The sequence below is a fragment of the Halobacterium sp. BOL4-2 genome (assembly GCF_016917835.2).
Taxonomy (GTDB): domain Archaea; phylum Halobacteriota; class Halobacteria; order Halobacteriales; family Halobacteriaceae; genus Halobacterium; species Halobacterium salinarum.
Window position 1 is genome coordinate 60719 of record NZ_CP070335.2, and the last position, 25166, is coordinate 85884.

29 protein-coding genes and 1 pseudogene are annotated in these 25166 nt (G+C 66.8%); 15 read left to right on the forward strand and 15 right to left on the reverse strand.

The features are described 5' to 3' along the window. Positions 1 to 75: 75 nt before the first annotated feature. From JRZ79_RS24620 to JRZ79_RS24640, 5 genes are read left to right on the forward strand one after another with little or no spacing between them, the layout of a single operon-like run. Positions 76 to 1536, forward strand: a complete 1461-nt coding sequence (locus JRZ79_RS24620) for an aspartate aminotransferase family protein (protein WP_010904086.1) — start codon at positions 76 to 78, stop codon at positions 1534 to 1536. Next, a complete protein-coding gene (locus JRZ79_RS24625) occupies positions 1533 to 3356 on the forward strand; it encodes an IucA/IucC family siderophore biosynthesis protein (protein ID WP_010904087.1) in 1824 nt (607 codons plus the stop codon). The genes JRZ79_RS24620 and JRZ79_RS24625 overlap by 4 nt, the downstream gene beginning before the upstream one ends. Continuing rightward, complete coding sequence (locus tag JRZ79_RS24630) at positions 3353 to 4063, forward strand: GNAT family N-acetyltransferase (protein ID WP_010904088.1); 711 nt, start codon at positions 3353 to 3355, stop codon at positions 4061 to 4063. The genes JRZ79_RS24625 and JRZ79_RS24630 overlap by 4 nt, the downstream gene beginning before the upstream one ends. After that, positions 4060 to 5493: a lysine N(6)-hydroxylase/L-ornithine N(5)-oxygenase family protein gene (locus tag JRZ79_RS24635; RefSeq protein WP_010904089.1), complete on the forward strand. Its 1434-nt coding sequence runs from the start codon at positions 4060 to 4062 to the stop codon at positions 5491 to 5493. Before JRZ79_RS24630 ends, JRZ79_RS24635 begins: the two co-directional genes overlap by 4 nt. Before the next feature lie 25 nt (positions 5494 to 5518). Beyond that, entirely contained in the window at positions 5519 to 7345 is a 1827-nt protein-coding gene (locus JRZ79_RS24640; protein WP_010904090.1) for an IucA/IucC family siderophore biosynthesis protein, read from the forward strand. Here JRZ79_RS24640 and JRZ79_RS24645 read toward each other — a convergent pair whose 3' ends face one another. The 4 genes and pseudogenes from JRZ79_RS24645 to tnpA form a co-directional block, all read right to left on the reverse strand. After that, positions 7346 to 7999, reverse strand: coding sequence for a TrkA family potassium uptake protein (locus JRZ79_RS24645; protein WP_010904091.1), 654 nt, complete (start codon positions 7997 to 7999; stop codon positions 7346 to 7348). It abuts the gene before it with no gap. Then, positions 7989 to 9452: an APC family permease gene (locus JRZ79_RS24650; protein WP_010904092.1), complete on the reverse strand. Its 1464-nt coding sequence runs from the start codon at positions 9450 to 9452 to the stop codon at positions 7989 to 7991. The genes JRZ79_RS24645 and JRZ79_RS24650 overlap by 11 nt, the downstream gene beginning before the upstream one ends. Positions 9453 to 9648: 196 nt before the next feature. Further along, positions 9649 to 10908: an RNA-guided endonuclease TnpB family protein gene (locus JRZ79_RS24655; protein ID WP_012289623.1), complete on the reverse strand. Its 1260-nt coding sequence runs from the start codon at positions 10906 to 10908 to the stop codon at positions 9649 to 9651. Position 10909: 1 nt separating this feature from the next. Then, positions 10910 to 11302: pseudogene (tnpA, locus tag JRZ79_RS24660) on the reverse strand (IS200/IS605 family transposase). A gap of 180 nt (positions 11303 to 11482) precedes the next feature. On the opposite strand from tnpA, the gene JRZ79_RS24665 reads away from it, so the two are divergent. The 3 genes from JRZ79_RS24665 to JRZ79_RS24675 all read left to right on the forward strand — a co-directional run bounded on the left by JRZ79_RS24665 (position 11483) and on the right by JRZ79_RS24675 (position 13955). Further along, positions 11483 to 12136: a TrkA family potassium uptake protein gene (locus tag JRZ79_RS24665; RefSeq protein WP_010904095.1), complete on the forward strand. Its 654-nt coding sequence runs from the start codon at positions 11483 to 11485 to the stop codon at positions 12134 to 12136. Positions 12137 to 12564: 428 nt separating this feature from the next. Next, positions 12565 to 13557 carry a ParA family protein gene (locus tag JRZ79_RS24670; protein WP_010904097.1) on the forward strand — a complete coding sequence of 331 codons (993 nt, stop codon included), beginning with the start codon at positions 12565 to 12567 and terminating at the stop codon, positions 13555 to 13557. Next, complete coding sequence (locus JRZ79_RS24675) at positions 13557 to 13955, forward strand: hypothetical protein (RefSeq protein ID WP_010904098.1); 399 nt, start codon at positions 13557 to 13559, stop codon at positions 13953 to 13955. The genes JRZ79_RS24670 and JRZ79_RS24675 overlap by 1 nt, the downstream gene beginning before the upstream one ends. A gap of 6 nt (positions 13956 to 13961) precedes the next feature. Here JRZ79_RS24675 and JRZ79_RS24680 read toward each other — a convergent pair whose 3' ends face one another. Genes JRZ79_RS24680 through gvpD form a run of 10 tightly spaced genes read right to left on the reverse strand, consistent with a single transcriptional unit; the run spans position 13962 to position 19447 of the window. Further along, positions 13962 to 14183: a gas vesicle protein gene (locus tag JRZ79_RS24680; protein WP_012289625.1), complete on the reverse strand. Its 222-nt coding sequence runs from the start codon at positions 14181 to 14183 to the stop codon at positions 13962 to 13964. Further along, positions 14164 to 15003 carry a gas vesicle protein GvpL gene (gene gvpL, locus JRZ79_RS24685; RefSeq protein ID WP_012289626.1) on the reverse strand — a complete coding sequence of 280 codons (840 nt, stop codon included), beginning with the start codon at positions 15001 to 15003 and terminating at the stop codon, positions 14164 to 14166. Before gvpL ends, JRZ79_RS24680 begins: the two co-directional genes overlap by 20 nt. Continuing rightward, positions 15000 to 15359, reverse strand: coding sequence for a gas vesicle protein K (locus JRZ79_RS24690; protein WP_010904100.1), 360 nt, complete (start codon positions 15357 to 15359; stop codon positions 15000 to 15002). The genes gvpL and JRZ79_RS24690 overlap by 4 nt, the downstream gene beginning before the upstream one ends. Position 15360: 1 nt before the next feature. After that, complete coding sequence (gvpJ, locus tag JRZ79_RS24695) at positions 15361 to 15657, reverse strand: gas vesicle protein GvpJ (RefSeq protein ID WP_010904101.1); 297 nt, start codon at positions 15655 to 15657, stop codon at positions 15361 to 15363. After that, entirely contained in the window at positions 15654 to 15995 is a 342-nt protein-coding gene (gene gvpI / locus JRZ79_RS24700; protein ID WP_010904102.1) for a gas vesicle protein GvpI, read from the reverse strand. The genes gvpJ and gvpI overlap by 4 nt, the downstream gene beginning before the upstream one ends. Then, positions 15992 to 16483 (reverse strand): gas vesicle protein GvpH, encoded by a 492-nt coding sequence (gvpH, locus tag JRZ79_RS24705; RefSeq protein ID WP_010904103.1) that lies wholly within the window; start codon positions 16481 to 16483, stop codon positions 15992 to 15994. The genes gvpI and gvpH overlap by 4 nt, the downstream gene beginning before the upstream one ends. Beyond that, positions 16483 to 16734: a gas vesicle protein GvpG gene (gene gvpG, locus JRZ79_RS24710; protein ID WP_012289627.1), complete on the reverse strand. Its 252-nt coding sequence runs from the start codon at positions 16732 to 16734 to the stop codon at positions 16483 to 16485. The genes gvpH and gvpG overlap by 1 nt, the downstream gene beginning before the upstream one ends. Positions 16735 to 16736: 2 nt before the next feature. After that, positions 16737 to 17390 (reverse strand): gas vesicle protein GvpF, encoded by a 654-nt coding sequence (gene gvpF, locus JRZ79_RS24715; protein ID WP_010904105.1) that lies wholly within the window; start codon positions 17388 to 17390, stop codon positions 16737 to 16739. Continuing rightward, a complete protein-coding gene (gene gvpE, locus JRZ79_RS24720; protein ID WP_010904106.1) occupies positions 17383 to 17964 on the reverse strand; it encodes a gas vesicle transcriptional activator GvpE in 582 nt (193 codons plus the stop codon). Before gvpE ends, gvpF begins: the two co-directional genes overlap by 8 nt. Before the next feature lie 4 nt (positions 17965 to 17968). Further along, on the reverse strand, positions 17969 to 19447 hold the full coding sequence (gene gvpD, locus JRZ79_RS24725; RefSeq protein ID WP_010904107.1) for a gas vesicle protein GvpD: 1479 nt from the start codon (positions 19445 to 19447) through the stop codon (positions 17969 to 17971). Between the two features lie 268 nt (positions 19448 to 19715). Between gvpD and gvpA the strand changes: the two genes are divergently transcribed. From gvpA to JRZ79_RS24760, 7 genes are all read left to right on the forward strand, one after another. Then, on the forward strand, positions 19716 to 19955 hold the full coding sequence (gvpA, locus tag JRZ79_RS24730) for a gas vesicle structural protein GvpA (RefSeq protein ID WP_010904108.1): 240 nt from the start codon (positions 19716 to 19718) through the stop codon (positions 19953 to 19955). A gap of 84 nt (positions 19956 to 20039) precedes the next feature. Continuing rightward, the gene (gvpC, locus tag JRZ79_RS24735; protein ID WP_012289628.1) at positions 20040 to 20897 is read left to right on the forward strand and encodes a gas vesicle protein GvpC; all 858 of its coding nucleotides are present in this window, start codon (positions 20040 to 20042) and stop codon (positions 20895 to 20897) included. Further along, positions 20894 to 21928 carry a gas vesicle protein GvpN gene (gene gvpN, locus JRZ79_RS24740; RefSeq protein ID WP_010904110.1) on the forward strand — a complete coding sequence of 345 codons (1035 nt, stop codon included), beginning with the start codon at positions 20894 to 20896 and terminating at the stop codon, positions 21926 to 21928. The genes gvpC and gvpN overlap by 4 nt, the downstream gene beginning before the upstream one ends. 22 nt (positions 21929 to 21950) lie before the next feature. Beyond that, on the forward strand, positions 21951 to 22286 hold the full coding sequence (gvpO, locus tag JRZ79_RS24745; RefSeq protein WP_010904111.1) for a gas vesicle protein GvpO: 336 nt from the start codon (positions 21951 to 21953) through the stop codon (positions 22284 to 22286). Positions 22287 to 22376: 90 nt separating this feature from the next. Continuing rightward, positions 22377 to 23075 carry a TrkA family potassium uptake protein gene (locus tag JRZ79_RS24750; protein WP_010904112.1) on the forward strand — a complete coding sequence of 233 codons (699 nt, stop codon included), beginning with the start codon at positions 22377 to 22379 and terminating at the stop codon, positions 23073 to 23075. A gap of 91 nt (positions 23076 to 23166) precedes the next feature. Further along, positions 23167 to 24360, forward strand: coding sequence for an inorganic phosphate transporter (locus JRZ79_RS24755; RefSeq protein ID WP_010904113.1), 1194 nt, complete (start codon positions 23167 to 23169; stop codon positions 24358 to 24360). A gap of 113 nt (positions 24361 to 24473) precedes the next feature. Further along, positions 24474 to 24788 (forward strand): SHOCT domain-containing protein, encoded by a 315-nt coding sequence (locus tag JRZ79_RS24760; RefSeq protein WP_010904114.1) that lies wholly within the window; start codon positions 24474 to 24476, stop codon positions 24786 to 24788. Between the two features lie 34 nt (positions 24789 to 24822). Here JRZ79_RS24760 and JRZ79_RS24765 read toward each other — a convergent pair whose 3' ends face one another. Beyond that, the gene (locus tag JRZ79_RS24765; RefSeq protein ID WP_010904115.1) at positions 24823 to 25128 is read right to left on the reverse strand and encodes a putative quinol monooxygenase; all 306 of its coding nucleotides are present in this window, start codon (positions 25126 to 25128) and stop codon (positions 24823 to 24825) included. Between the last annotated feature and the right edge of the window lie 38 nt (positions 25129 to 25166).

Genomic DNA, 25166 nt, shown 5'->3' on the forward strand with positions numbered 1-25166 from the left:
GACACTGACCCTGTGGCGCTCGCCGACCGGCTGTTCCTCGGGAGCGACGCCGGCAACGATGCATACGCCGACGCCATGGAAGCCGCCTGCGACGCCGTCCTGGACGTGATCGGGGGCGCTCACGGGCCGTACTCGGGAGCGAGTTACGACCGCCTCCGCGACCGGCTTGCGGACACCACGGCGCTGCCCGCGGAGGGACACCCGCTTGAGGACGTGCTCGCGGCCGTTCGGGAGGACGTGCTTGCCAACGCGGTGCATCCGAGCGACGAGACCTGTGTCGCGCACCTCCAGTGTCCGCCCATGGTGCCGGCGCTCGCTGCCGAGGCGCTGCTCACCGCGAGCAACCAGTCGCTTGACTCCTTCGACCAAGCCCCCGCGGCGACTGTCGTCGAGGAGCGGTTGATCGCCGACCTCACGGCGCTCTACGAGCTTGGCCCGGCCGCCGACGGCGTGGTCACCGGCGGCGGGACGGAGTCCAACCACCAAGCGCTCCTGCTCGCGCGCGACGACTACGTGGAGACCGTGTTCGGGCAGTCGGTTCGTGAACACGGCCTCCCGCCGGCGGCCCAAGACCTGCGAATCCTGTGTTCGGCCGACGCGCACTTCACGGCCGCGCAGTCGGCTGCTCTGCTTGGGTTGGGCGAGGACGCCGTCGTCACGATCCCGACGGACGGCCGCCACCGCATGGACGCCACCGCGCTCAGGGAGACCGTCGAGCGCCTCAACGACGCCGGCAAACACCCGTTCGCGGTCGTCGGAACCGCGGGCACGACCGACTTCGGGAGTATCGATCCCCTGTCGGCGGTGGCCGACGTGGCGGCGACCCATGACCTCTGGGTCCACGTGGACGCCGCGTTCGGCGGTGCCCTCGCAGTCAGCGACCAGCACAGCGAGCGCCTGTCGGGCATCGACCGCGCGGACTCGGTGGCCGTGGACTTCCACAAACTGTTCTTCCAGCCGATCGCCTGCGGGGCGCTCCTGGTCGCTGACGGGGAATCTTTCGAGCTCATGAGCCGCAACGCGGCGTACCTCAATCCGGCGGGCGACGCCGTCCCCAATCTCGTGGCGAAGTCCACGCGCACGACCCGGCGGTTCGACGCGCTGAAGCCGTACGTCGCGTTCCGGACGCTCGGTCGGGACGGACTCGGGGCGCTCGTGGATCGAACGCTCGCGCTCGCCGACGACGTGGCGGGCCTGCTGCGTGCTGACCCGGCGTTCGAGCTGGCGTGCGAGCCGACACTGAACGCGGTGACGTTTCGCTACCGGCCGGTCCGCGAGCACGCCCACTGTGATCCCGGCCCGTGGGCCGATCACGTCACCGAGGCCGCCCGCGAACAGCTGTTCGACGCCGGCACCGCCGTGGTCGCGCGAACGACCGTCGACGACCGCGCGCACGTGAAATTCACGCTCATGAACCCGCGCACAACCGTCGCCGACATCCAGTCGGTACTCGTTGCGTTCAAAGGACACGCCGCGACGATCGAGGCGGCCGACCGGACCGCTCCGATCACGACCGCCGCCGGGGGCGACCAATGACCGGTGTCGGTGCGGTGGCGGACACGCCGGCCGCGCACGCCGAGTCCGCCACCCTGCACGCGTTCCTCAACTGCTACCTCAGGGAGACCGACGCCGGCGAGGTCGTCTCCCCGAGGGCTGTCCCCGACGGCGTGCCGGCCGGCGCACAGCGGGCCGACCGCCGGGTCGTCCGCGTGCCGTTCCCAGCCCAGTCGACGACCGTGTTCGCCCCGTTGCGGTACGCGTCGGCCACTGGCCGCCACCTGTTCGCGGTGCCGGCGTACGCCCGCCCCGGCGTGCCTGACGCGCCGGCCGGGACGCCGTCCCCGATCGACGCGGCGGGCGTCGCGTCGCTGGCGCGCCGCGAGCTCGCGCTCGATGGCGACGACCCGACCGCGGGCCGGGACCTCTTGGAGCGCGTGTTGGCCTCACAGACCGCGACCGAGCGCTTCGTTGCCGCCCGGGATACGCCACGCGACCACGAGCGGCTGTACGACACGACGGTGTCGTTCCGGGACGCCGAGCAGTCGCTGGTGTACGGCCACCACATGCATCCGACGCCGAACAGCCGTACCGGGATCCCGCCACACGAGCAGTCGCGGTACGCGCCGGAGCTGCGAGCCGGCTTCCAGTTGCGGGTTTTCGCCGCTGATCCGGCGCTCGTGGAGACGTGGGCCGCCGGGGACGCGTCCGCGACGGAGTGGCTCCGGTCGGTGGTGGCCGACGCCACCACCGTGCCCCCCGAGTCGGAGGCCACGCTGGTGCCTGTCCATCCGTGGCAGGCCGACTACCTGCACGCACAGCCACACGTCGCGGCGGCGATAGCGCGCGACGAACTCCGTGACCTGGGCGCGTTCGGCCCGACGTTCTACCCCACGTCGTCGGTGCGGACGCTGTGGAGCCCGGACGCCCCGTTCATGTACAAGGGGTCACTGGCGGTGGAGATCACCAACGCCGAGCGAACCAACAAGCGCCCGGAGCTGGCGCGCGGGGTCGCCGTCTCGGAGCTGCTCGCGACCGGGTTCGGGGACGCCTTCGCCGACCGGTTCCCCGCGTTCTCGATCATCGAGGACCCCGCCGCGATCACGCTCACACTGGGCGACGGCGCTGAGTCCGGGTTCGAGGCCGTGCTGCGCGAGAACCCCTTCGCCGGCGATGACACGGACAACGTCACCCCGGTCGCGGCGCTCTGCCAGGACGGCCTGGACGGCCCCGCACGGGCGGCCCGCATCGTGTCGCGGATCGCCACGCGTGAGGGGCGCACCGAGAGCGCGGTCGCCCGCGAGTGGTTCGAGCAGTACCTCGCGCACACGGTCCGGCCGGTCGTCTGGCTGTACTTCCAGCAGGGCGTCGGCTTGGAAGCCCACCAGCAGAACACGCTCGTTCGGCTCGACGACGACGGCCGCCCGACGGCCGGGTTCTACCGGGACAACCAGGGGTACTACTTCCCGGCGTCCCAGGCGGCCGACGTCGACGACTGGCTGCCCGGCGTCTGCGAGCGCGCCGACACCGTCTGCCCGGACGCCATCGCGGACGAACGCCTCCGGTACTACATCGTGTTCAACAACGCCTTCGGCGTCGTGAACGCGCTCGGCGCGGGCGGCGTCGTGGACGAGCGCGCGTTGCTCGCGGTGCTGCGCACGGAACTGGAGTCGTTGGCGGAGCACGAACCCGCCGACTCGACGCTGGTGTCGGCGCTGCTGACCGAGCGCCGCGTGCCCTGCAAGGCGAACCTGCTCACGCGGTTCGAGGAGCGCGACGAACTCGAAGCCGACCTCGAAACGCAGTCCGTCTACACGGCCATCGAGAACCCGCTGGTCACGCGGGTGGACACACAATGACAGCGCCACTGCCCCGAATCACGAGCGACTACGCGTATCGCCGCCCTGACCCCCAGATCGACCGCACCGTCGCGTTCCGGCGGGTGGCACTCGACCGCGACCTGGGCCGCCTGCACGCGTGGCTCACCAGCGACCACGTCACCCCCTACTGGAGCCTGGGTGCGCCGCTGCCGGCGTTCCATCAGGCGATCGGTGACCACCTTGAGGACGACCACGTCACCGCGTACGTCGGCTGCATCGACGGCGTGCCGATGAGTTACGTGGAGCGCTACTGGGTGGCCGCCGACCCGCTGGCCGACCACTACGACGCCGACGACAACGACCAGGGCATCCACATCCTCATCGGGCCGCCGGAGTACCTCGGCCAGGGCTGTGGCACCGCGCTGTTGCGCGCGATGACCGCGCTTGCGTTCCGGCACGCCGCCACCGACCGGGTGGTCGCGGAACCCGACGCCACCAACGACGCCGCCATCGCCGCCTTCGAACGCGCCGGGTTCGAGCCACGGGAGACGTTTCGTTTCCCGCACGAGGACAAGGACGCAACCCGCGTCGTCTGTGACCGCGAGCGCTTCGTGGGGGCGTTCTCACCGGGTGCGATCGCCGCCAACGGGCCGCCCGCAGACGGCCCAGCGGTCAACCACGACGACGCAACGCACCGGTGTCCGTCCGGGGAACACGGCAACAGCACTCTGGAGGCGGACCGATGACGGAGTCGGTTCACGACCTCGTCGGCGTCGGCCTCGGGCCGTTCAACCTCGGGCTGGCCGCCCTGATCGAGGGCAGCGACGACGTGCCACTGGACGCTGCGTTCCTCGAACAGAAACCCGAGTTCGTCTGGCACGACGGCATGCTCATCGAGGGCACAACCCTGGAGGTGCCGTTCCTCGCGGACCTGGTGACGCTGGCGGACCCGACGAACCCCTACAGCTATCTCAACTACCTGCGCGAGCACGACCGGCTCTACGAGTTCTACTTCTACGAGACGTTCCAGATCCCGCGCCGGGAGTACAACGACTACTGCCAGTGGGTCGCCGAGTCGCTGGCTGCGCCCCGGTTCTCGCGGCGCGTCGTCGACATCACGGCGATCGACGACGACGCGACGCCCGCGAACTTCCGCGTCACCGCTGTCGAGCCGGCCGACGAAGCGCGGTCGGCGACCGATGACGACGCACCCACACACCAGTACCGCGCCCGCGACCTGGTTGTCGGGGTCGGGTCACGGCCCTACGTGCCGCCGGCGTTCCGCGATCTACCCGCTCCGGACGTGTTCCACACCGCGGCCTACCGCGAGCACCGGGCGGCCGTGTGTGACGCCGACAGCGTCGCCGTGATCGGCTCCGGACAGAGCGCGGCGGAAGTCGTCCACGACCTGCTCACGCGGCGCTCGACATCCGACCGCAGCCCGCGGGTCGACTGGGTCACGCGATCTGCGGGGTTCTTCCCCATGGAGTACTCGAAACTCGGGCTCCAGCATTTCACGCCGGAGTACACCGACTACGTGTACGACCTGCCACAGCCAGTGAAAGACGAGCTGATCCCCAACCAGGACATCCTCTACAAGGGGATCGACCCCGAGACCAGCACCCGCATCTACGACACGCTGTACGAGCAGTCGATCGGCGGCCGGGACCCCAACGTGGGGATGATCGCCGCCACCGAAGTCGGGGCGGTCGAACCGACCGGAGGTGGGCGCTACCGCGTCGACTGCCGACACCGCCAGACGGACACCGGGTTCGCCTTCGAGACGGACGCCGTGATCCTGGGCACGGGCTACCACCGGCCCACGCCGGGGTTCCTCAGCAGCCTGGAGCCCCGGCTCGCCCGGGACGATCAGGACCGTCTCGCCGTCGACCGGGAGTACGGCGTCGGGGGCGACCTGCCCGGAGGACTGTTCGTGCAGAACGCCGAACTCCACACCCACGGCGTTGGCGCGCCCGACCTCGGACTGGGCGCGTACCGGAACGCCGTGATCCTCGACCGCCTGCTCGCGGACGCCCCGTACCCGGTCGACCGGGACACCGTCTTCCAGGATTTCGCCCCGGAAGCGTACGCCAGCCACGCGCCCGGCGGCCGCGTCCGCGACGACGACCCGACCACACCGCCAGCCGCCGGCCAGCCGAACGATCACCACCAATGACAGACCGCACCAATCCACCCAACCCATGAACACGTACGAAGACACACTCCAGGACGCTGTGACGGCCGACACGTGGGCGACAGTCGAGCGCAGCCTGCTCGCGAAGCTGTTGCGTGAGTTCACCTACGAGGAACTGCTCGCCCCCGAACGCACCACGGACACCGACCGCGGCGGCCGATACCGGCTCGTGTTGCCCGCGGCAGACGACGCGGACACCGTCCGGTATCGCTTCGAGGCTGAGGAGCGCCTCATGGACACGCTGCGCGTGTTCCCGGACACCATCGAACGCGCGCCGGCCGACGCCGACTCGTGGGCGACCGCCACCGACCCCATTCGGTTCCTCCTAGACGCCCGTGAAACGCTCGACGCCACGGAACTCACCACGGGCCACTTGATCCGCGAGTACCGCAACACCCTGCTGGCGGACGCCCACATCGAAGCACGAAGCGCGCCGGAGTCGTTTGCGGACTGCTCGTACGCCGAGTACGAAAGCGAAATGACCGGTCATCCATGGATCACGTTCAACAAGGGACGTCTCGGATGGGATTACGAGGACTACCGGGATTACGCGCCCGAGCGCCGCCAGACCACAACCATCGGCTGGCTGGCAGTGCGCACCGACCGCGTGACCTTCGAAACTGTCAGCGGGCTCACCCCCACGGGGTTGCTCCGCGGAGAGCTCGGCGACCAGTACGACGATTTCATGGCGACGCTGGCGGACCGGGGTCTCGATCCCCAGGAGTACACACTCCTCCCCGTCCACAACTACCAATGGGAGACCACGATCACGTCGCTGTACGCGAGCGAGCTCGCCGCGGACGCGATCGTGCCGCTTGGTAACGGGGCCGACAGCTATCTGCCGGGACAGTCGGTTCGAACGCTGTTCAACGTCGACGCCCCCGAGAAACACAACGTGAAGCTCCCGATGAAGATCCGGAACACGCTGGTGTGGCGCGGGCTGCCGGGCGACCGCACCGAGGCCGCGCCCCGGGTCACCGAGTACATCACGGACATCCGCGACGGCGACCCGTTCCTGCGGGACGACTGCGAGCTCGTGTTGCCAGGGGAGGTCGCGGGCGTCAACTACGATCACCCCGCGTTCAGCGAGCTTGAGGACAACGCCTACCAGTACGACGAGCTGTTGGGGGCCGTCTGGCGGGAGTCCATCACCGACGCCATCCCGGACTCACAGCAGGCGGTCACGCTGGCGGCGCTCCTCCACGAGGCCGACGGCACGGCCGTGATCTCCGAGTTCGTCGAGCGCTCGCCGCTGGAGCTGTCGGCGTGGCTGACGGAGCTGTTCGACACGCTGTTGCCGCCGCTGTTGCATTACCTCTACCGGTACGGCACCGTGTTCTCCCCGCACGGCGAGAACACCATCGTCATCCTCGACGAGGAGTTCGTGCCGACGCGGCTCGGCGTGAAGGACTTCGTCGACGACGTGAACATCTCCGACCAACCTCTCCCGGAGTTGGCGGATCTGGACGCCGACCTGCGGCGCGTGCTGCGCTCGGAGCCCCCGAACGGGCTGTGCCAGTTCTACTTCTGTGGGCTGTTCGTGGGGGTGTTCCGATACCTCTCGGACGTGCTGACGGCCCACCACGGCTACGACGAAACCGAGTTCTGGACGCAAGTGCGGGACGCGATCACGGCGTACCAGGCGGAGTTCCCGGAGCTGTCCGACCGCTTCGAGACGTTCGATCTCCTCCAGCCCACGTTCACGAAGCTCTGCCTCAACCGGAACCGGCTCACCGAAGAGGGGTACAGCGACACCGCGAGCAGGCCACACGCCGCCGAACACGGGACGGTCACGAACGCCCTGCATGAGGTCGCGGGCGACGCCGACGAGTAGTCAGCCCTGGATCAGGTCCATGGCCTCCCCGGCGACGTCGGGCTCAACGGCGATGATGTATCGGCTGCCCGGCGTGAGCGTCGTGTCCGGGCGTGCGATCCGTTGGCCGTCCGCGCCGGAGATGATCACTGTCCCAGCCGGGAACCGAACGTCGCGCAGCTGCTTGCCGGCGGCGGGCGCGCCGTCGGCGACCCGGACGAGCATGAGCTCCAGGTCGCCGGTGATGTCGGCCAGCGTCTGGACGTCATCGCCGATGATCTCGTTGGCCGCGACGCGTGCGCCGGCGCGTTCGGGGAACACCACGGCGTCGACGAACCGGGTGTACGAATCACGCACCCCGTGGTCGATGCGCGCGATGGTGCGGATCGACGGCGTGAGCTCGGCGGCAGCCAGGCAGACCGCGAGGTTCAACCCGGTTTCGCCGGTGAGCGCCGCGATCCCGTCCGCCCGGTCGACGCCCGCCTGTTCGATGATCGCGGGGTTGGTGGCGTCGCCTTCGATGACGGTCGCCATCCACTGATCGGCGATGTCGTCGACGACGCGGGTGTCGCGCTCGATGATCGTCACGTCGTGGCCGCGGTCGGCGAGGAGTTCAGCCGTCTGGAAGCCGACGCGCCCGCCGCCCGCGATGATGAGGTCTCGGTTAGTGGTCATGTGGCGTGTGTTCGGCGTCCGCCGAAATAGTCGTGGTGTCCTCGTCGTCGCCGGCGGCCGACTGCCGGCTGGCGTGTGCGTAGTAGGCAGCCGTCCCCAGAACGATCCAGGCCGCGCTGAGCGCCAACGCAAGCGGATCCGTGCGCACGAGGTAGTCGACCAGCACGACGGACAACACGAGATTGAGCGCGATGCCGATGAGTGGCGGCGCAGGATAGAACGGCATCTCGTAAGGCCGGTTCATGTCGGGGCGCTCGCGGCGCAGTCTGATGACGGCGACGTTGACGATGATGAACGACAGCAGGAAGAACAGACTGGACATGTTGCCGGCGCTCTGCGTGGGCAACGCGACCGACGCCAACATCACCACCGCGCTGGCGATGATCGCGACGAACGGCGTCCCGTAGCGGTGGTGGATCTGGCCGAACGACGGGAGCAGTTGCCCCTCACGGCCCATCGAGAATGCGACCCGTGAGGACGCGATCACGACCGCGTTCAGCGCCGTGAGCGTCGAGAACACCGCGCCGAAGACGATGAGTGCGCCGCCGTTCTGGATGATCGGCAGTCCGGTGGGCATGAACGACGTGGCTGCCTCCGCGATGCCCGCTTCGCCGGCCGCCGCCAGGCCGTCAGCGCCGAGCGTGCCGACGGCGACGGTGACGACTGCCAGGTAGACGATCACGGTCGCGATCAGGCTCACGAAGATCGCCTTCGGGATGTTCTCGCGGGGGTTTTTGACTTCCTCCGTGACGGTGGTGATGAGGTCGTAGCCCTCGAAGGCGATGAACGTCAGTCCCATGGCGGGCAGGATCGCCGCCGGGCCGCCACCCACTCCGAACAGCGGCTGGAATTCGGCCCCGGAGAACAGCGGGGACGTCGCGCCGAACGCCACGAACACCACCAGGATGCTCACTTTGATGATCGTGAAGATGGTTTCAGCGCTCCCGCTTGCCGCTGTGGACACGGCGTTAAGCGCCACCAGTCCGAGCACTGCGATGAACGCCAGCACGAACGCGGCGGGCACTGAGGCGTCGAGCAGCGGGACGGCGATCGCGCCGACCTGGTCCGGTGGGGCCACCAGGCCGTAGACGTGCAGCAGTTCGAGGAAGTTGGGCGCGAACCCGAGTGCGTACAGCGCGCCCGCGATCATGTACGCGAACCACAGCATCCACCCCATGATGAACGAGGAGAAATCGCCGAAGATCTCGCGCACGAACGCGTAGCCGCCGCCGCTTTTCGGGATCGAGGCCGCGAGTTCGGCGTACGAGAGTCCGGTGAACGCGGTGACGACGCCGTTCAGCGCGAACACGAGGATAGCGGCCGGCCCAGCGATTTCGGCCGCGAGGCCGGTCAAAACGAAGATCCCGGCACCGATCATCGCCCCCATGCCGATCATCGTGGCGTCGAGCAATCCGAGTTCGGCGTCGGGGGATCGCGTTTGGCTGCTGCTCATCAGATACTACTGTGGAGGTGTAGTGTATCCATCGTGTGAACGGGACAACTCAGCCGACACACTTGATTTCTTGCATACGAGCGGTGATAGGTGTGGCGACGTGGCTCCGGGACCAGGTGGGGCGGTGACACCAACGCCCACGACGTGACATCCTCCGCGCCGTGAACGGCGCGGCTTCCCTGCATGAGAATACCGGCTAACTACCGGCAGGGGGTTCCGACCCGACCTCTCCGAGCGTCATCTGCCGAGGTTGGCTCTGCTCGGTGGGGGTCGCGGCGCTGTCACAGGCGCTCCCATCCCGTGAAATGTCATCGCCCGCCGGTTTCAGCGGCAGGCTCTCACCCCACGGGTCGTGGCGGTCAGCGATGTTGACCGCCGCGTTAATGTCTGCGTGATACTCCGACACCCAACACTCCTCGTTCTGGCACCGGAACTCGTCGCCGTTCCGATACCCGATGTGACCGCACTCGTGGCACGTCTGACTCGTGTAGTCCGGTCGCACGTATCTGACCGGGATACCAGCCTCTCGTGCTTTGTCCCTGATGCGCTGTTGAACGCGAGCGAACGCCCATGCGTGGAGGCGTCGGTTCATCCACTCGCCGTAGTCCAGCGACTCGCGGATGTGGGCCAAATCTTCGAGGACGATAAGCGGCTTCTCGAATTGCTGGGCGTACTCGACGGCTTCCCGGCTGGCCTTCTCGATAATGTCCGTGAGCGCGTTCTGGGAGTGGTCAAATCGCTCGTCTATTCGCCATTGGGCGGCGTCACGCTCTTGCAGGCGGCAGAGCATCGTGAACATCGCTTTGCGGAGGTGTCGCGCTCGACCGCGGTTGATGAGTAGTGGGTCAGTCGGAGTGCCCTGCTCGTAGGCACAGCCCGCGAGCAGGTGTGCTTCGCCAATATCGAAGCCAACTGGTGTTACGTCGTCGTCGTCTGTCGCGTCGTAGTCAGGTTCTTCGACCGGATACTCGACGGTGACGTGGAGTGTCCACGATGTGCGGTGGCGTTGCAGGCGGAGTTGCCCTGCCGACGCCTCACCGTCACCGAGGTCGTGCCACAGCCCTTCTTGGGCGGGATTGATGCGAAGCGGAATCCAGAAGTTCGTCCCTCGGCCCGGCTGTGGCACCCACCACGTAAACTCGTAGTCCCGCTCCGGCGAGTGGTCGAACTCGGCGGCTTGGTTGGTGAGTCGAACCGGATGGTCGTCGTCTAACTCCTGTGCGTCGTAGGTGCCGTGCAGTTGCGGGACGTAGTTGCACAGGGCCGCTTTTGCCTGATACGGTAGGTCGTAGGGCGTCACCACGTCGCTGGTGGCGGTCATCGTCTCGCACCCGGCGTCGAACGCTTCGTGGAGTCCTGCCCGGTAGGTATCGAGCAGGTCACACAGTTTGCGCTTTTTGTGGGTTGTCGGTGGGGCGAGCGTGGCCTCCAGCGTTTTCGTGGTCGTGGTGGTCATGCTACTGATTTTCAACGTAATCCATCAACACGTCGATGCTGACCTGCCCGGTCGTGGTGAGGAAGTACCCCGGTTGCCAGAAAGCATCTTCGAGGCGGTCTTTAACATTGGGGTACTCTTTGCGAATCCGGCGCGAGGTGACGCCCTTCAGGGAGTTGATGAACTTTGTGAGGTTGGTGGTGGGTTTGGTCGTGAACTGGATGTGAACGTGGTCGGTGCCACCGTCGACGTTCTGTATATCGGTCTCGAAGTCCTCTGCAATCTCGTGGGCAACTTCGGCCACGCGTCCCAGCCGCTCATCGGTGAGAATGTCGGCCCGGTACTTCGTGACGGTTACAAAGTGAGATTAGAGCGCGTAGACTGTGTGCGACCCGGACTGCAGGTTGTACTCTATTTGGCCTCACGAAAAACAATTCACCCAAGTCGCACAATTCTTGTGCCGGTGGGTATTCCCTCAGGCAGACCCGCGTGGACTGTGGCACCGGGCTTACGCGGTTCACGCCCGCCGTGGAACGGCGGGATTCTCTCGCTGAATCAAGATAGTTTGAAGACCGTTGGCTGTGAATGAGAATATATGCCACAACTGAAGCGCTTCGTGATCGCCGGCGGCGGTCAGGTCGGCCTCCAAGCAGCCGGCAACCTCTCGTCGCTTGGCCATGACGTGGTGCTCATCGAACCCGATGAGCAGCGCGTCGCGGAGCTCTCCGACGCCTACGTCGGCCCCGTCATTCACGGCGACGCGACCCGGCCGTCGATTCTCACCCAGGCCGATCTCGACGACGCCGACGCCATCGCCGCGCTCACCGACGACACCAGCGCGAACCTCGCGATCTGCATGGAAGCCCAACACCTCAACCCCGCGATTCAGACGCTCGCCCGCGCGGACACGCAGTGCAACGAGGAGTACGAGGAGGTCGTCGACGCCACCCTCCTTCCGAAATACCTCGGTGGCGACTACGCGGCGGATATGCTCACCGGCGAGGACGTTCGCACGCTCGTCTACCCCACGAGTGATCTGGACATCATCGAGATCTCGGTCGCCGAGTCGGCACCTGTTGCCGGCCGCCGCCTCGATGAGATCGCGCTCCCGGAGGGGAGCCTCCTGATCTCGACCGCCGACCGCGAGCACCTGGCTGGCCCGGAGATGGTCTTAGAACCCGAGCGCCGATACGTGCTCGCCGTCGAAGCGGACGTGGCGGACGAGGTCAGGGACCTCATGCGGGGGTGACGCCGTCGTGGGCGGCACACGACTGACGACCAGTCGCTTCCAATCAGCCCGAGACGGCAGTAGTCAGGTGAGAACTGGGTCTGTAGCGGGTAGTCGAGGTGGGAAAGCCACCACACCCGTGTCGCTGTGACAGTGGGCCGGAACAGTAGGCTGTTACAGACAGTAGGTACAGAGATCTGTTACAGAACGCTGTAACAACTACCTGTGACAGACAGGTAGGTCGTCCGAGCGGGCAGTGGCCAGGTGTCGGTGATACGGGATTGCTGCGAAAACGCGGCTGCAGCCGCGACAGTGCGGTTCCGGGCGTTCCCTGTGACCGATGGCCCTCCAGATTTCTGTTACAGATAGTCGTTACAGATATCTGTTCCAGAAAACTGTCAAGACAGTCTGACACAGATATATGTAACCGGGTGCTCGTAGGGACACACATGATCACGGCGGTTGTCTACGCCGAGTCCGGAGGAACGTTCAAAACCACGATGACCGCGAACCTCGCGGTCGCGCTCAGCCGAATGGACCTCGATGTGCTGGTGCTTGACCTCGACCCGCAGACTGGCAACCTCACGTCACTGTTCGACGTGGGTGAGGACCGCAGCGATCCGAACGCGGACAACCTTGTCAAGCACATCCTCGAGATGCCGGACGGCGACTTCGCATCGCTCATCGAGACGTCCCCAGAGGGCGTCGACATCGTGCCGAGCCACGACATGCTGAGTGACTTCACGTCCAACCTCGAACAGAAGATCACGTACGAGACCGGCGTGAAAGACGTGTCCCGCGAGGAGTACCCGCGCTACGAGCTGCTGTACCGGCTGCTGTGGGAGCGCGAACAGGTGAACGAGCAGTACGACGTGGTGCTCATCGACCCCAACGCACGCGCCGAAGACCTCCTGTACAACGCGATGTACGCGCTTCGCACGCTCGTCGCGCCGGTCAAACCGGCTGGCAAGGGCAGCCTCAGCCTGGACGGCCTCGAAGAGATGGTCGGGAACATGGAGACCGAACTCGACATCGGCGTCGGCTTGTCGTGTGTGGTCCCCTGTGGGGTGGGGCAGACGAACGCCCACAAGCAGTACCGCGACCGGTTCGAGACCACGGACGCGTTCGCGACACCGGTCTCGATCGGCTCCCGAGAGAGCCTGATGGACGCCATGTGGGAGGCCCACGGATCTGCGTTCAAAGTCATCGAGGAGCGCTGGAAGACCTACGAGGGCGACGACGGGATGGTGAGCGAGCGCGGAAAGCGACGGGTGCCTGACCGCGAACTCGAAACCCTGGAGACGATTTGGCGACTCGCCGGGTTCATCGCCACCGACACCTTCGACGCCACGGTCCCCGAAGAGTTGGTCCTGGACATCGTTGACGACGGGACCGAGACCCTGCAGATGGCGGGCAACGGACACCCGGAGGTGGCCGACTGATGGGGAACTCGTTCAAGCAGGGCGCTGGCGACCTGGACTTCGGCGGCGACAGCACCGCCGACGAGGACGAAGCCGACGACGCGACGGAATCCGGTCCGGACGCAGCCGACCCAACCCCAACCGAACAGGGCGCGACGTCGGAGACGGACGGACACACGTACCCCTACTTCGTGCGCCGAAACACGGTTGGTGACGAGCGCGACAACCGCTTGGAGGTGTTCGCCCGCGACAGGGTGGTCGCCCAGGAGGCCGAGTTCCGGCGGCAGCTGGCCGCCCGCCTCGACACTGACGCGGTGTCGAAGACCGACGCCCGCGAGTACGCGCTGTTGGCGGCGTTCGACAATGTGGATGCCGTCGCCGACCGGATGGCCAACGACGGCTACGGCGAGACGGAGTAGTTGAACTCAGGGCTGGGCGTTCCGGCGGCGGTGGTCGGCGTCCCAGCCGTCGAATATGCCGTATTCGGTCATGGTGGTCATGCCCGCGATCGCGGCGCGAAGGCTGATCCCGAGCAGGGGGACGCCGGCAACCGTGACGATCGCGTCCGCCTGGATCACGGCCCCGTCGCGCAACAGTACGTCGACGAATTCAACGATGGCGTGGGAGTTACGCTTGGTTGGGTTCATCGGTACAGATGTCGGGCGCGAACGTGTACGGCGGCCAGGGGCCGGTGAATCGGATCGTCACGCCGTCGCGTGCGGCGATGTCGTCCAGTTGCGATCCCAGCGCGGATTCGTCGGTTTCGGGCGCGAGCACGGCGAGTCGCGCGATCGGCGTATGACGCTCGGATACCGACTCGTCCCGCAGAGACGTTGTGGTGTCTTGGGACGCCACCTGGGTGGCGACCGGTTCGACGGCTGCGGACAGGTCACTGGCGAGCGCCGACCGACGTGCCCGGCGGCGCTCCGCCAGCCGGGCGTCGTACTGCTTTTCGAGCAGGAACGTCGTGCCTGCGTCAGCCTCGGCCTGGCGCGCTTCGAGAGCCTGGAGCGTGTCGTCGGTGGCGGTTACGTGCGCCTCGAAGGGCTGTGGGTCCCACAGCAGGGTGACGCGATACTCCCAGCAGCCGGCAAACCCGTCCAGTTCAGTGCGGAGACGGGGATGCGTGTCAGCAAGCCAGTCGGTGAGCGCACTGTCGCCGCCGGCGAAGACGGTGTCGAACCGCATCGGGAGTGGCGTGCCGAACACGTCACTGACATCGTCGACGACCTGCTGGTGGGTGACCAGCCACCGCTTCACCTGATCGATGTCGTCGGCGTCGTACACCGACGTGCAGTCGTGGACGACAGCGCCGACGCCGTCGACGGAGACCACGCGAACGGTCTCGTCGTCGATTCCCGTCGTCTCCCCGACGGAAGCTGATGGCACGGACGTGGTGTCGACGACGCAGTAGACGTACCGCCCGTCCGAAAGCTGTGCGCGAGCCTGCGACTGTGCGGGCGTCACGCTGACCCACCACCGGAGTCGCCGTCAGCGCTGTGCTGGGGTTCGAACCCCGGTGTGGAGTCGGCCTCCGACATCTGTGTGATGGCGTCCCGGAGCACGTGGTCCAAGTCGTCTTTGAACTCGTCGACGGCCGCCTCGATGTCCTGGTCGGCCTGCAGGCGGTCTAGTTCCGCCTCGAGCGCCTGGAGTTGGCTCCCGAGTCGCTCGATCTCCGCGTCCGACAGGGAGCCCGACTCCATGCGCCGCACGGCCTCCCCTTCGAGTGCCTCGACCAGGAGTTCGACGACTGTCACGACGAGCGCCGTGAGCCCGCTCTGGAGGTCCTCGTCGTCGTGGTCGTCAAGCGCGATCTCCATGTTACTCCGACCCCTCCGTTGTGGGTGGGTCAGGGCGCTCAAGCACCGACTTGCTGTCGTCGGCGTCCACGCCCGCGGCGGCAGTCACGCGCTCCATGTCGGTTCCCGTCGGGAAGTCAAGCCCGTACTCCGCGGCCGTCTCGAAGGACGCAATGGCTGCACGAAGCTCGACCCCGAGGAGCTCCGTGTCGCCGACGCTGACCGCGATGTCGGCGTTGACCACCACTCCCTTGTCGAGCAGCAGCTCCAGGGTTTCGGCGAGATCACCCTGTGAGCGCGTTGGTTTGGGGTCGCTCATTTGTCGGTGGTCGCCGTGTTGTGGAGACGCAGCCCATACAGCCGCGCTCGGGCCGCGGTCGTGGCGTGCGTGGGCTGTTCCGGGACGGTCGAGTGGGCGTTTCGGGCTGCGTTTTGGGCGTTCGTTCGTTGTGCCGGCAGCGTCGAATGTGCGGCCGGGTTGGTGGTGTCGCTGGTGGGCTGCTCGGTGTCGCTGCGGCGGCGGTTGCGCGCCCGCTGCTCGGCGAGCGCCGCGTGTTGGGCGATGAGTTTGCGCCGCGCGGCGTCCCGGCTCTGTTGGGCGTTCCGGCGGGCGTGCTGTGCGTTCTGGCCGTGGGTGTGTCGGTTCGTGGGTGTCATGTGTCGGTGGCTGATGGCTCGCTGGGGGTGACCCGCAGCTCGAGGATCTGGTTGGTGACCGTCAGCGACGTGATCGTCATCCCTGGGTCGTCGAGGGTGAGTCGCTCGACAACGTCGTCGCCGACGCTGATCGTGAGTGCGCCTGTGTCCTCAACGGCTGCATCGACGGCTGTCTCGTCGGTGACGCCCGGCAGGTCGGCGACCACCACGAGGTCGTCGCTGTCGTCGGACGCGCGGGTTTCGATGTGCGCCGTCTCCGCATCGCCTGCGTCGTCGGCGTTCCCGGCGGGCGTCGACGGCGAACGGGCGTCGGAACCCAGACCGATCGAAACGGCGTAATCGTAGTCGATTCGTGTGCGACCGCGGTCGATCGTGGAGTGGCCGTGCTGTTCGCCGTTGTCGTCGTCGAGTTCTGCGAGCGTCTCGATGAGGCGACTGAGCTGGTCGAGGAGCCCGCTCGGCCGGTCGGACGGATCGTCGGTGGGCATCAGTTCTTGATCTCCATGCGGTCGCGCATCTGGTCGCGGATCTGTTCGGCCGTCCGCAGTTGGGCTTCCAGCTCCTGTTTGCGGCGCTCGTACTCGTCCGCGGGCCGGTCGCCGATCTCGTACAGCAGCTGGTTTTCCTTGATCTGGTCGCGGATCTCGCTGGTGTCGTACAGTTCGTCGAGGGCCATCGTCTGGAGGATATCCACCAGCGAGAGGAACGGGTTCACGAACAGGTCATCGAGGACGAACACGGCTATCTACCCCCCTGTTGGGCCTGCTCAGCGCCGATATGGATGTCCACGAAGTTGTACGGGGGCCACGGGCCCGTGTACCGAACCGTGAGGTCGTCGTGGGCGGCGTCGATCTCGTCGATGGCGGCGTCGAAGGCGTCCCTGGTGTCGTGCTCGACCAGATACGACTTGTTGATGATCAGTCGGTCCGTGAAGCAGTCGTTTTCCGTTTCCCCGACGCTCAACGCACTCAGCCGGGCGGTGACGTCTGACCGAACCGCGGCCGTGTCGACGGCGGTGTCGTCACCGGGCGCAAGCACCTTCACGCCGAGCTCGACTGTGCCGGCGATCTCGGTGAGCGTGCTCCGGAGTGCCCGGCGTGCCCCCCGGAGCACGCCTTTCAGTGTGCGCGCGTTCTTGAACGCCATTCCGAAGCTCATTGGGACGACAGCGCGCGTGGCGTCGTGTTCGAGCACCGCCTGCAGGACGGTGTTGTGCGCTTCAACGGCCGCGTCGGTTCGCTCGGGGTCGGTCGTCTCGATGTCGGAGACGACCGCCGACAGCGATCTGTACGAGACGGTGTACGCGCGGGTCGCGCCGGCGACGCCGTCGACGTTCAGGGCGAGCGATTCGTTGTCGTCGATGATGCCGTACGTGTAGAGGTGTGACTCACTCATCCTGGGGCTGTGGGTCCGCTGATTGGTTCACGATGCAGTCTGCCATGATGGTCTGTAATCCGACAGCGAACGTGAGCAACTGCAGGACGACGCTGTCGACGTGCTCGATGGCGGCTTGGGCGTCCGCGACGCGGTACACCTTCCGCTTGGTGAGTTCGCTCATTTCGAGGAGGCCGGCATCGGCGAGCTGCTTGAGGTGTGGGTACATCGTGCCCGGGCTGACATCCGCGCCGAACAACCGCCGCACGTCCTGTAGCAACTCCTTGCCACAGGCACCGCCACGCACGGTGATCAACACCAGCAACACTTCGTCGATGTATTCGGCGATGATGTCGTCGCCGACGCCGTGGAGCTGGGCGTCGTCCAGCCAGGCCTCGAGCAGCGGGAGGTCGTCGCCGGTCAGCGGCGTGTCCGTGTAATGGTGTGGCGGATCATCGGTGTAGAGCTGGGACGTGTCGTCGATGGTGGCGTCGAGCGCCGCCGTGAGCTCCAGGGTCGGCAGCGAGAACTCCACGTCGGCGTCGACGCCGGCCGCATCCATCTCGGATTTGAGCTCCGCTAAGAGGTCGTCCATGCGGTCACACCATCTCCGTGAGCGTGATTTCCGGGATCGTGCCGGACTGGTCGACGCCGATTCCGAGCAGCGGCGTGAGCGGGGTTTCGCCGTACAGCACGATGGCGTCGCCGGCACACTCCAGTCGGAAGTGCATGTCCGCGACGCGGTCTGCTCGCGTGCGGAGGGCGGTCCCTGGCTTGGTGATGAGAACGCTTGCGTCGTTGTGCAGGGCGACGTAGTTCGCGAAGTCGCCCAGGCGGGTTTCGAAGGCGTGGTAGGCTGTATCCATGCTAATGACGTGTAGCAGCGGCCCGTCACTGTGCTCTCGGATCCGTTCGGCGCGGGCGATATACGGGTCGTAGGACAGCGTCCCGTGTTCGGTCGGCGTGGTGTCGTGGCCGGGCAGTCGGTCGGGATCCACTGCGTCGTCGTGGTCTCGCGTGGGGCCGGCGTACGTCTCGAAGACGTGGCAGTGCGTGTCGAACACCGCCTTGGAGAGGACCGCGCTGAGGTCGTTGTGCAGCAACCCCGGGCTGCCCTCCTTGGGGGGGACGACGGCGACCCCCATCTCGTTTGCGAGGAAGTTCCGGATCGCCGGCAACACCAGCACGCTCCAGGCATCGCGGGACAGGTCGGCCCCCAGATCGAGGTGGACGACCCCGCCGCGATTGAACCCCCCCGAGAGGATGGTATCGAGGTCTCGGATCCCCGTGGAGAATCGCGCCGTCGGGTTCGCCAACGGCTCCCAGGTCGCCTCGTCGGGGACCGACTGCGTGGTCGACAGCTCGACCGGTGTGATGGCTTTGAACTGTCCGTCGGCCAGCGTGAACGGCTGTAGGCGGTTCTCGATGCGGACGCCACGGAGCTTCTCTAACCGCAGCTGGCGTCTGGTGCGGCCGCGCTCGTTGTCCGTCACGTGGAGTGTCACGACGCCGTCGACGATGTACTCCAGTGGCGACTGGGTGGCCGTCTCGGACACCAACACGAGGCGCACGCCGGCGTCGCGGGCGAGCGCCACGAGTTGGTTGGTGACGGTTTCGATGCTGGGTGGGGAGTCGTGGCGGGCGGCTAGATACTCGTAGACCAGCCGCCAGCTGTCGAAGGCGAGTGTGAGCTTGGTGGCCGGGGCGCTGATGGCGTCGACCCACGAGAGCAACGACTCCAGGTTCAGCGTCTCGAAGGGAACGTCGACATCCATCGGCAACCCGAACGGGTCCTGTGAAAGGTCGAGCAGTGCTGTTCTGTCCAGTGCGGCGTGCCCTTCGACGTACATCTCGTAGACGGTCTCCTGATCAACGCGCGTGGACACGTAGAGCACGTCTCCCTCTCGGCTCAGCACGTCGAGGCCGCGGATCGTGAACAGCGTTTTGCCCGTGCCTGGGGCACCGTTGACCAGCAGCGTCTGGCCCGGCTCGCCGGTGAAAAACCGCCGGATCTCGCGGGGGAAGTGTGCGATCCCCTCGTGGGATGGGGGTGCGTGGAGTGGCGTGCGTGCGCTCATTGGTCGGTCTGTGTGGTCGTCGGTCGTGTGGTGCCGGTGGTCACCTCGCGGCGTGACTGTCTCAACGCTCTGTTACCTGGAGTTTCGACCCGTAATATTCAGTTCGACTACCATTACAAGTGTTGAAACAATCCGAACGCATTTTTATCTTGTTCAAGATTTTGTACAAATCAGCGAACTATTACGAGCGCCGAAACGGGGGTTGAACTCACAACGGCGGTTTTCCGGACACTCCCTGTAGTTGCGGGTGGGTACCACCCAGATCACTATGGCGCAACCAGACTCCTCAAGCTTGGCGGAGGTTCTCGACCGTGTACTGGACAAAGGCGTTGTCGTCGACGTGTGGGCTCGCATCTCGCTTGTCGGGATCGAGATCCTGACCGTCGAGGCCCGCGTCGTGGCCGCATCGGTCGACACGTTCCTCCACTACGCCGAGGAAATCGCGAAAATCGAACAGGCAGAACTCACTGCGGGTGCCGAGGCCCCCGAACCGGCACCCGAGGCGTAGCGAGAGCACTCCGGTGAGCAACCAGGGAGATGCATCGAACACAACCACACCACGCCGCTTTCTTAGCCCCATTCCACCCAGACAATGACGGTTACAGACCACCGAGAGGCGATGATCGAAGCCCGGGCGGCAGTCACCGACGTCCGCGAGGCGATGGACGCGTACGCCGAGGAGTTCGCCGCGGACGTCAACAGCATCCGTACGGACAGCCGGCACCGGGAGAACATCCGTGACATGCGGGCGGCCGTGGACGCGTACTGTGAGTCGTTCGCCACTGCTGTCAGCACTCACCACGACGAGACCGCCGCGCTCCGGGCGGACCTCGAAGCCACGGCAGCGGCGTTCGACGCCTACACCACCGCGTTCGCTGCCGACGCCGCCGCTATGCACGACGTTTCGGCGCTGCACCGCGACATCGAAGCGCTGCGCGAGGAGTTCCGTGCCGTCACGACCGACTTCGAGGACTACACCACCGACGAGTTCGCCCCCGCCGTCGGGGCGTTGCACGCGGACGCCGCTGAGACGGCGGCGTCGTTCACCGCCAAACAGGAGGGGTTCGAGGCGTACCGGCACGACGTGCACGAGAGTGCCGTCCCCGCGCTGACCGCTGACATCGCGGCAACGCGGGCTGACTTCGACGACACTGCGGCGTCGTTTGCTGCGTACGCACGTGCGTTCTACGGACACACCGACGACGCCACTGCCCAGACGGACGCCGACGACACCACTGCCCAGACGGACGTGCTGTCGGGCCAGGCCACAGTCACCAGGGCACAGCCCGAAGAGGACGACACGCCCGAGGACATGGTGCAGTGTCGGGTGTGCGAGGAGTACTACCAGGCGATCACTGAGCCCCACCTCCAGACCCATGAGATGACCATCGACGGCTACCGCGACGAGTACGGCGAGGACGTTCCGCTCCGGCCGGATGATCACGCATGACCGACACCTCACGGAACCGCAAGGTCAGAGGGTCGAAAATCCGGTCCTCGCGCAGCGATAAGCGTCAGTCACGGGGCAGCGAGGACAAGGAACTCAAGCGGCTCGCGGACGCGCGGGACACCGATTCCGAGCAGGCAGGCGACCGCGTCGGCGACGCGTTCATTCCCGACGAGCAGTCGTTCATCGAGACCGACGCGGTGGCGCGGGTCACCGACCGCATGCGGCGGTGGCTCAGCGTCGACCGACCGGTTCACTTGATCGGACCGACTGGCTGCGGGAAGACCGCAGTGGCGATGCACGTCGCTCGGACGCGTGACCGGCCGGTGGTCTGGGTCAACGGGGACGCCGACCTCACGACGAGTGATCTGGTCGGGGAGTACGCCGAGACCGAGCGCATCTCGGAGCACGACCAGTTCATCCACAACGTCGTCAAGCGCAAGGACATCGTCCGTGACCGCTGGGTTGACAACCCGCTGACGCTGGCCGTCCAGGAGGGCGCGACGCTCGTGTACAACGAGTTCTCGCGCACCAAACCAGTGGCCAACAACGTGTTGCTGTCGGTGTTCGAGGAGGGCGTCCTCGAGCTCCCCGGCAAACGCGGGGCGTCGCGGTACGTCGACGTGCATCCGGCGTTCCGAACGATCCTGACCTCGAACTCCGTCGAGTACGCCGGCGTTCACGAGCCACAGGACGCGTTGCTCGACCGGCTGGTCGGGCTGCACATGGACTTCTACGATGCCGAGACCGAGACCGCCATCGTTCGTGCGCACGTCGAGGCGGCCGACGTGCCGGTCGCGGCCATCGTGGGGATGATGCGCGAACTCCGGGAGCGCCTGGAGATCACCGTCGGCACCCGCGCCGCGATCATGGCGGCCGAAGGGCTGACTGCGGCCGACGACCCGGACGCCGACACCGTCGTGGACGTGTGTACGGACGTGCTGGCGTCGAAGGTGAGCCAGCGAAGCGACGTCGAGGCGCTCCGGGACGTGATCGAGGAGACGCTGGCTGACCGCGGAGTAACGCTTTCGTGATGGCACCCGACTACGCACACGCATGGACGATCCAGTAGCCGACCAACCGGACGGCACGGATGAGACCCCCGACGGCGACACAGCGGGATCGTCGCCGATCGGGCTCGCTGACGCCCAGGCGCGTGCTCGGGAGGCCGTTGCCGAGCTGCTCGAACACCCCTTCGACGGCATCATCACCGCCGAGTCGGGGGCCGACGGCGGGTGGCGAATCCTCGCCGAAGTGGTCGAGCGGAGCGCCGTCCCCGACACCCAGGACATCATCGGCCGATACGAGATCACGCTCGACGACGGCGGCCGCGTCACCGGGTACGAGCTGCGTGAGCGCTACCGGCGCGGCGAGATGAAAGAGGAGCTGTGAGGCGGGGCGGGAGCCGGCACCCCCACGCCGTGGCGGTCAGTGGGTGAACAACCGAAGCGAGGATTTATCCGCGTTGTGAACGCGACAGTGATGCAGGTCATCATCGTCGGAGCGGGGACGGTCGGAGCGCCGCTGGTGGACGTTGCGACTGGATCCGGGAACGAGGTCGTCGTCGTCGAGCAGGACGGGGGGCGCGCGAACGAGATCGCCGACGCCTACGACTGTGCGGTGTTGCACGCCGACGCCACGGACGAGTCGACGATCCAGGACGCAGGGGCCGACCGCGCCGACGCCCTGATCACCACCACTGGGCGGGATCCGACGAATCTCTTCGTGTGTCTGCTCGGGGCCGAACACGACATCCCCACGGTTGTGTCGCTGCTACAGCGCCCGGCGCACCGCCACCTGTTTGCGGAGTTGGGCGTCTACACGGTTGCCGGGCTGCACGATCTCGCCGCCGAATCACTGTACCGGGTTGCCAGACAGCCCGCCGTATCGGAGTCCATGCCGGTTGCTGGTGACGCGGCCGTGTTCCGGATCACGGTGGGCGCTGACGCGCCGATCGCGGACACGATGCTCGTGGATGCGCGGTCGACGGGGGTGTTGCCCGACGACGTCCTGGTTGTCGCGGTCCGGACGGGCGACGGGGAGGCGGAGATCGCGCGCTCGGAGACGACGATCACCCCCGGTGACGAAGTAACGGTGTATTCGAGCCGTGGCACCACGGCGGACGTGACAGCTGTGTTCAGCACTGACGTTCGCGAGGACGGCGCCCGCGGGCGGTTCTGAGTGGATGGCGGGCGTGGTTGCGTCCGCGATCGACGCATCCATACGGACGGACTCGTGAGAACAGCCCAGCACGGGGAGACGGATTTCATTCATGGCTTCGCTTCTCGCACTCGTGGCGCTCGTTGCATCGATGTTCATGGCGTTCACCGTCGGCGCGAACAGCAACTCCGCACCGATCGCGCCGGCGGTGGGCGCGAACGCGCTGTCGACGCTGCGTGGGGCGTTGCTGGTCGGGATCGTGGCCGGGCTGGGCGCGATCTCCCAGGGCGGCAGCATCTCCGAAACCATCGGGCATGGACTCGTCACCGGTGTCACGATCACACCCCTGGCCGCCGCGGCGACGCTGCTGACCGCCGCCACCCTCATCACGATCGGGAACTCACGGGGATACCCGATCCCGTCGGCGTTCACCGTCACCGGCGCTGCGGTCGGGGCGGGCGTCGCACTCGGGGGCGGGTTCGCGGTCGGCACGTATCTCAACATTCTGGGGTTCTGGTTCGCGATCCCGATCGTCGAGGGCGTGCTCGCGTACGCGCTCGCTCGGGTGCTGATCGGTGACCGTGTTCCGGACCACGTGACAGTGCCCGTGCTCGCGGGCGGTGTCGGGTATGCGTTGGCGATGATTCGGCTGTCGGTGCTGCCCGCGCCACAGGGCGCGCGGGCCACGGTCGCCGGCGTCGTCGCGCGCCACCTCCCTGCGGGGGTGGTGCCCACCACCGCACTGGGCGTCGCCGGCGCTATTGCGGTGGTGCTCGCGGGCGCGATGTACTGGCAGTTGCGGCGGGACGTGACGACCGGCATCCACCGGCTGCTGGTGGGGCTTGCGCTGGCCGTCCTGTTCACCAGCGGCGGATCCCAGGTGGGGCTTGCCACGGGGCCCCTGGAGCCAGTGTTCGAGTCCGCGCTGGATCTGCCGGCGATATACCTGCTGGTTCTCGGCGGCGTTGGCATCCTGGTTGGCGGCTGGGTGCGGTCGCCGCGACTGATCCAGGCGGTCGCCAGGGAGTACGCGTCGCTTGGCCCGAAGCGGTCGATCGCGGCGTTCATCCCGGCGTTTCTGACCGCACAGGCGGCGATCATGTTCGGCTACCCGATCTCGTTCAATAAGGTGATGATCTCAAGCATCATCGGGGCCGGGCTCGTCGGTGGAGCGGCCGACACTGGCGGCGTGTCGGTCACGAAGACGGGCTACACGGTGGCGGCGTGGGTCGGGTCGATGGTGGGCGGGGCGGTGCTCAGTTTCGGACTCTACCGGCTGCTGGCGGCGATACCGGGATTACAGTAGGCACCGGGAGTCGGCGTATGAATGTGCGTTCGGCTGTGTTCCCGGAGTGCGAGAACGGCCCCCTTGGTTAACTGTGGGGCTGGCGTACACACACACGAGGAGGTGTCCAACGAATGATTCGACACACTGGGCTCGCACAAATGGGGCCACACCATGGTGCGCACGGGCCGATGGGGGGCGGCATGGCCGGGGGGCTGATCTCGACTGTCCTGTGGCTGGTCGTCCTGGCTGCACTCGTGGTAGCGATGGGGTATCTCGTGGTCCGTGTCCGCCGTGCCATGGACGATGATGGGGCGACCGGCGGCGACACCGCCATGGCAGTGCTGCGGGAGCGCTACGCGGCCGGCGACATTGACGACGAGGAGTTCACGGCTCGACGGCGCACTCTCGAACGGGAGCGCGATGAGACGCCCCCGAAACACCAGTGAGACGGGGCCAGTCGGCAGGAGCGCGGCGGCCGGGTTACAGGGGTGGCTCGGTGACGGAATCGACATCGAACCGGCGGATCTCCGGCTCGCCCGCGAGCAACTCCGGAAGCTGCTGTTCGAACGCCTGGAAGTGGTCGGTCTGCGAGTGGGCGTCGAACGCGGCGGCGTCCTCGTACTGCTCGAAGAACCGAACCACGTTGGGGTCCGAAACGTCGACCGCGGCGCGGTAGTCGATCAGTCCGTCCTCGGTCTGTGACTGCTCGACGAGGTCCGCGATCAGTTCGAGGGCGTCGTCGCGCGCGTCGGGGTCGAATCGGAACGTTGCGTGTACGACGATCATGGGGTGACCGAGGAGGGCCGCGGGGAAACGTGTGATGG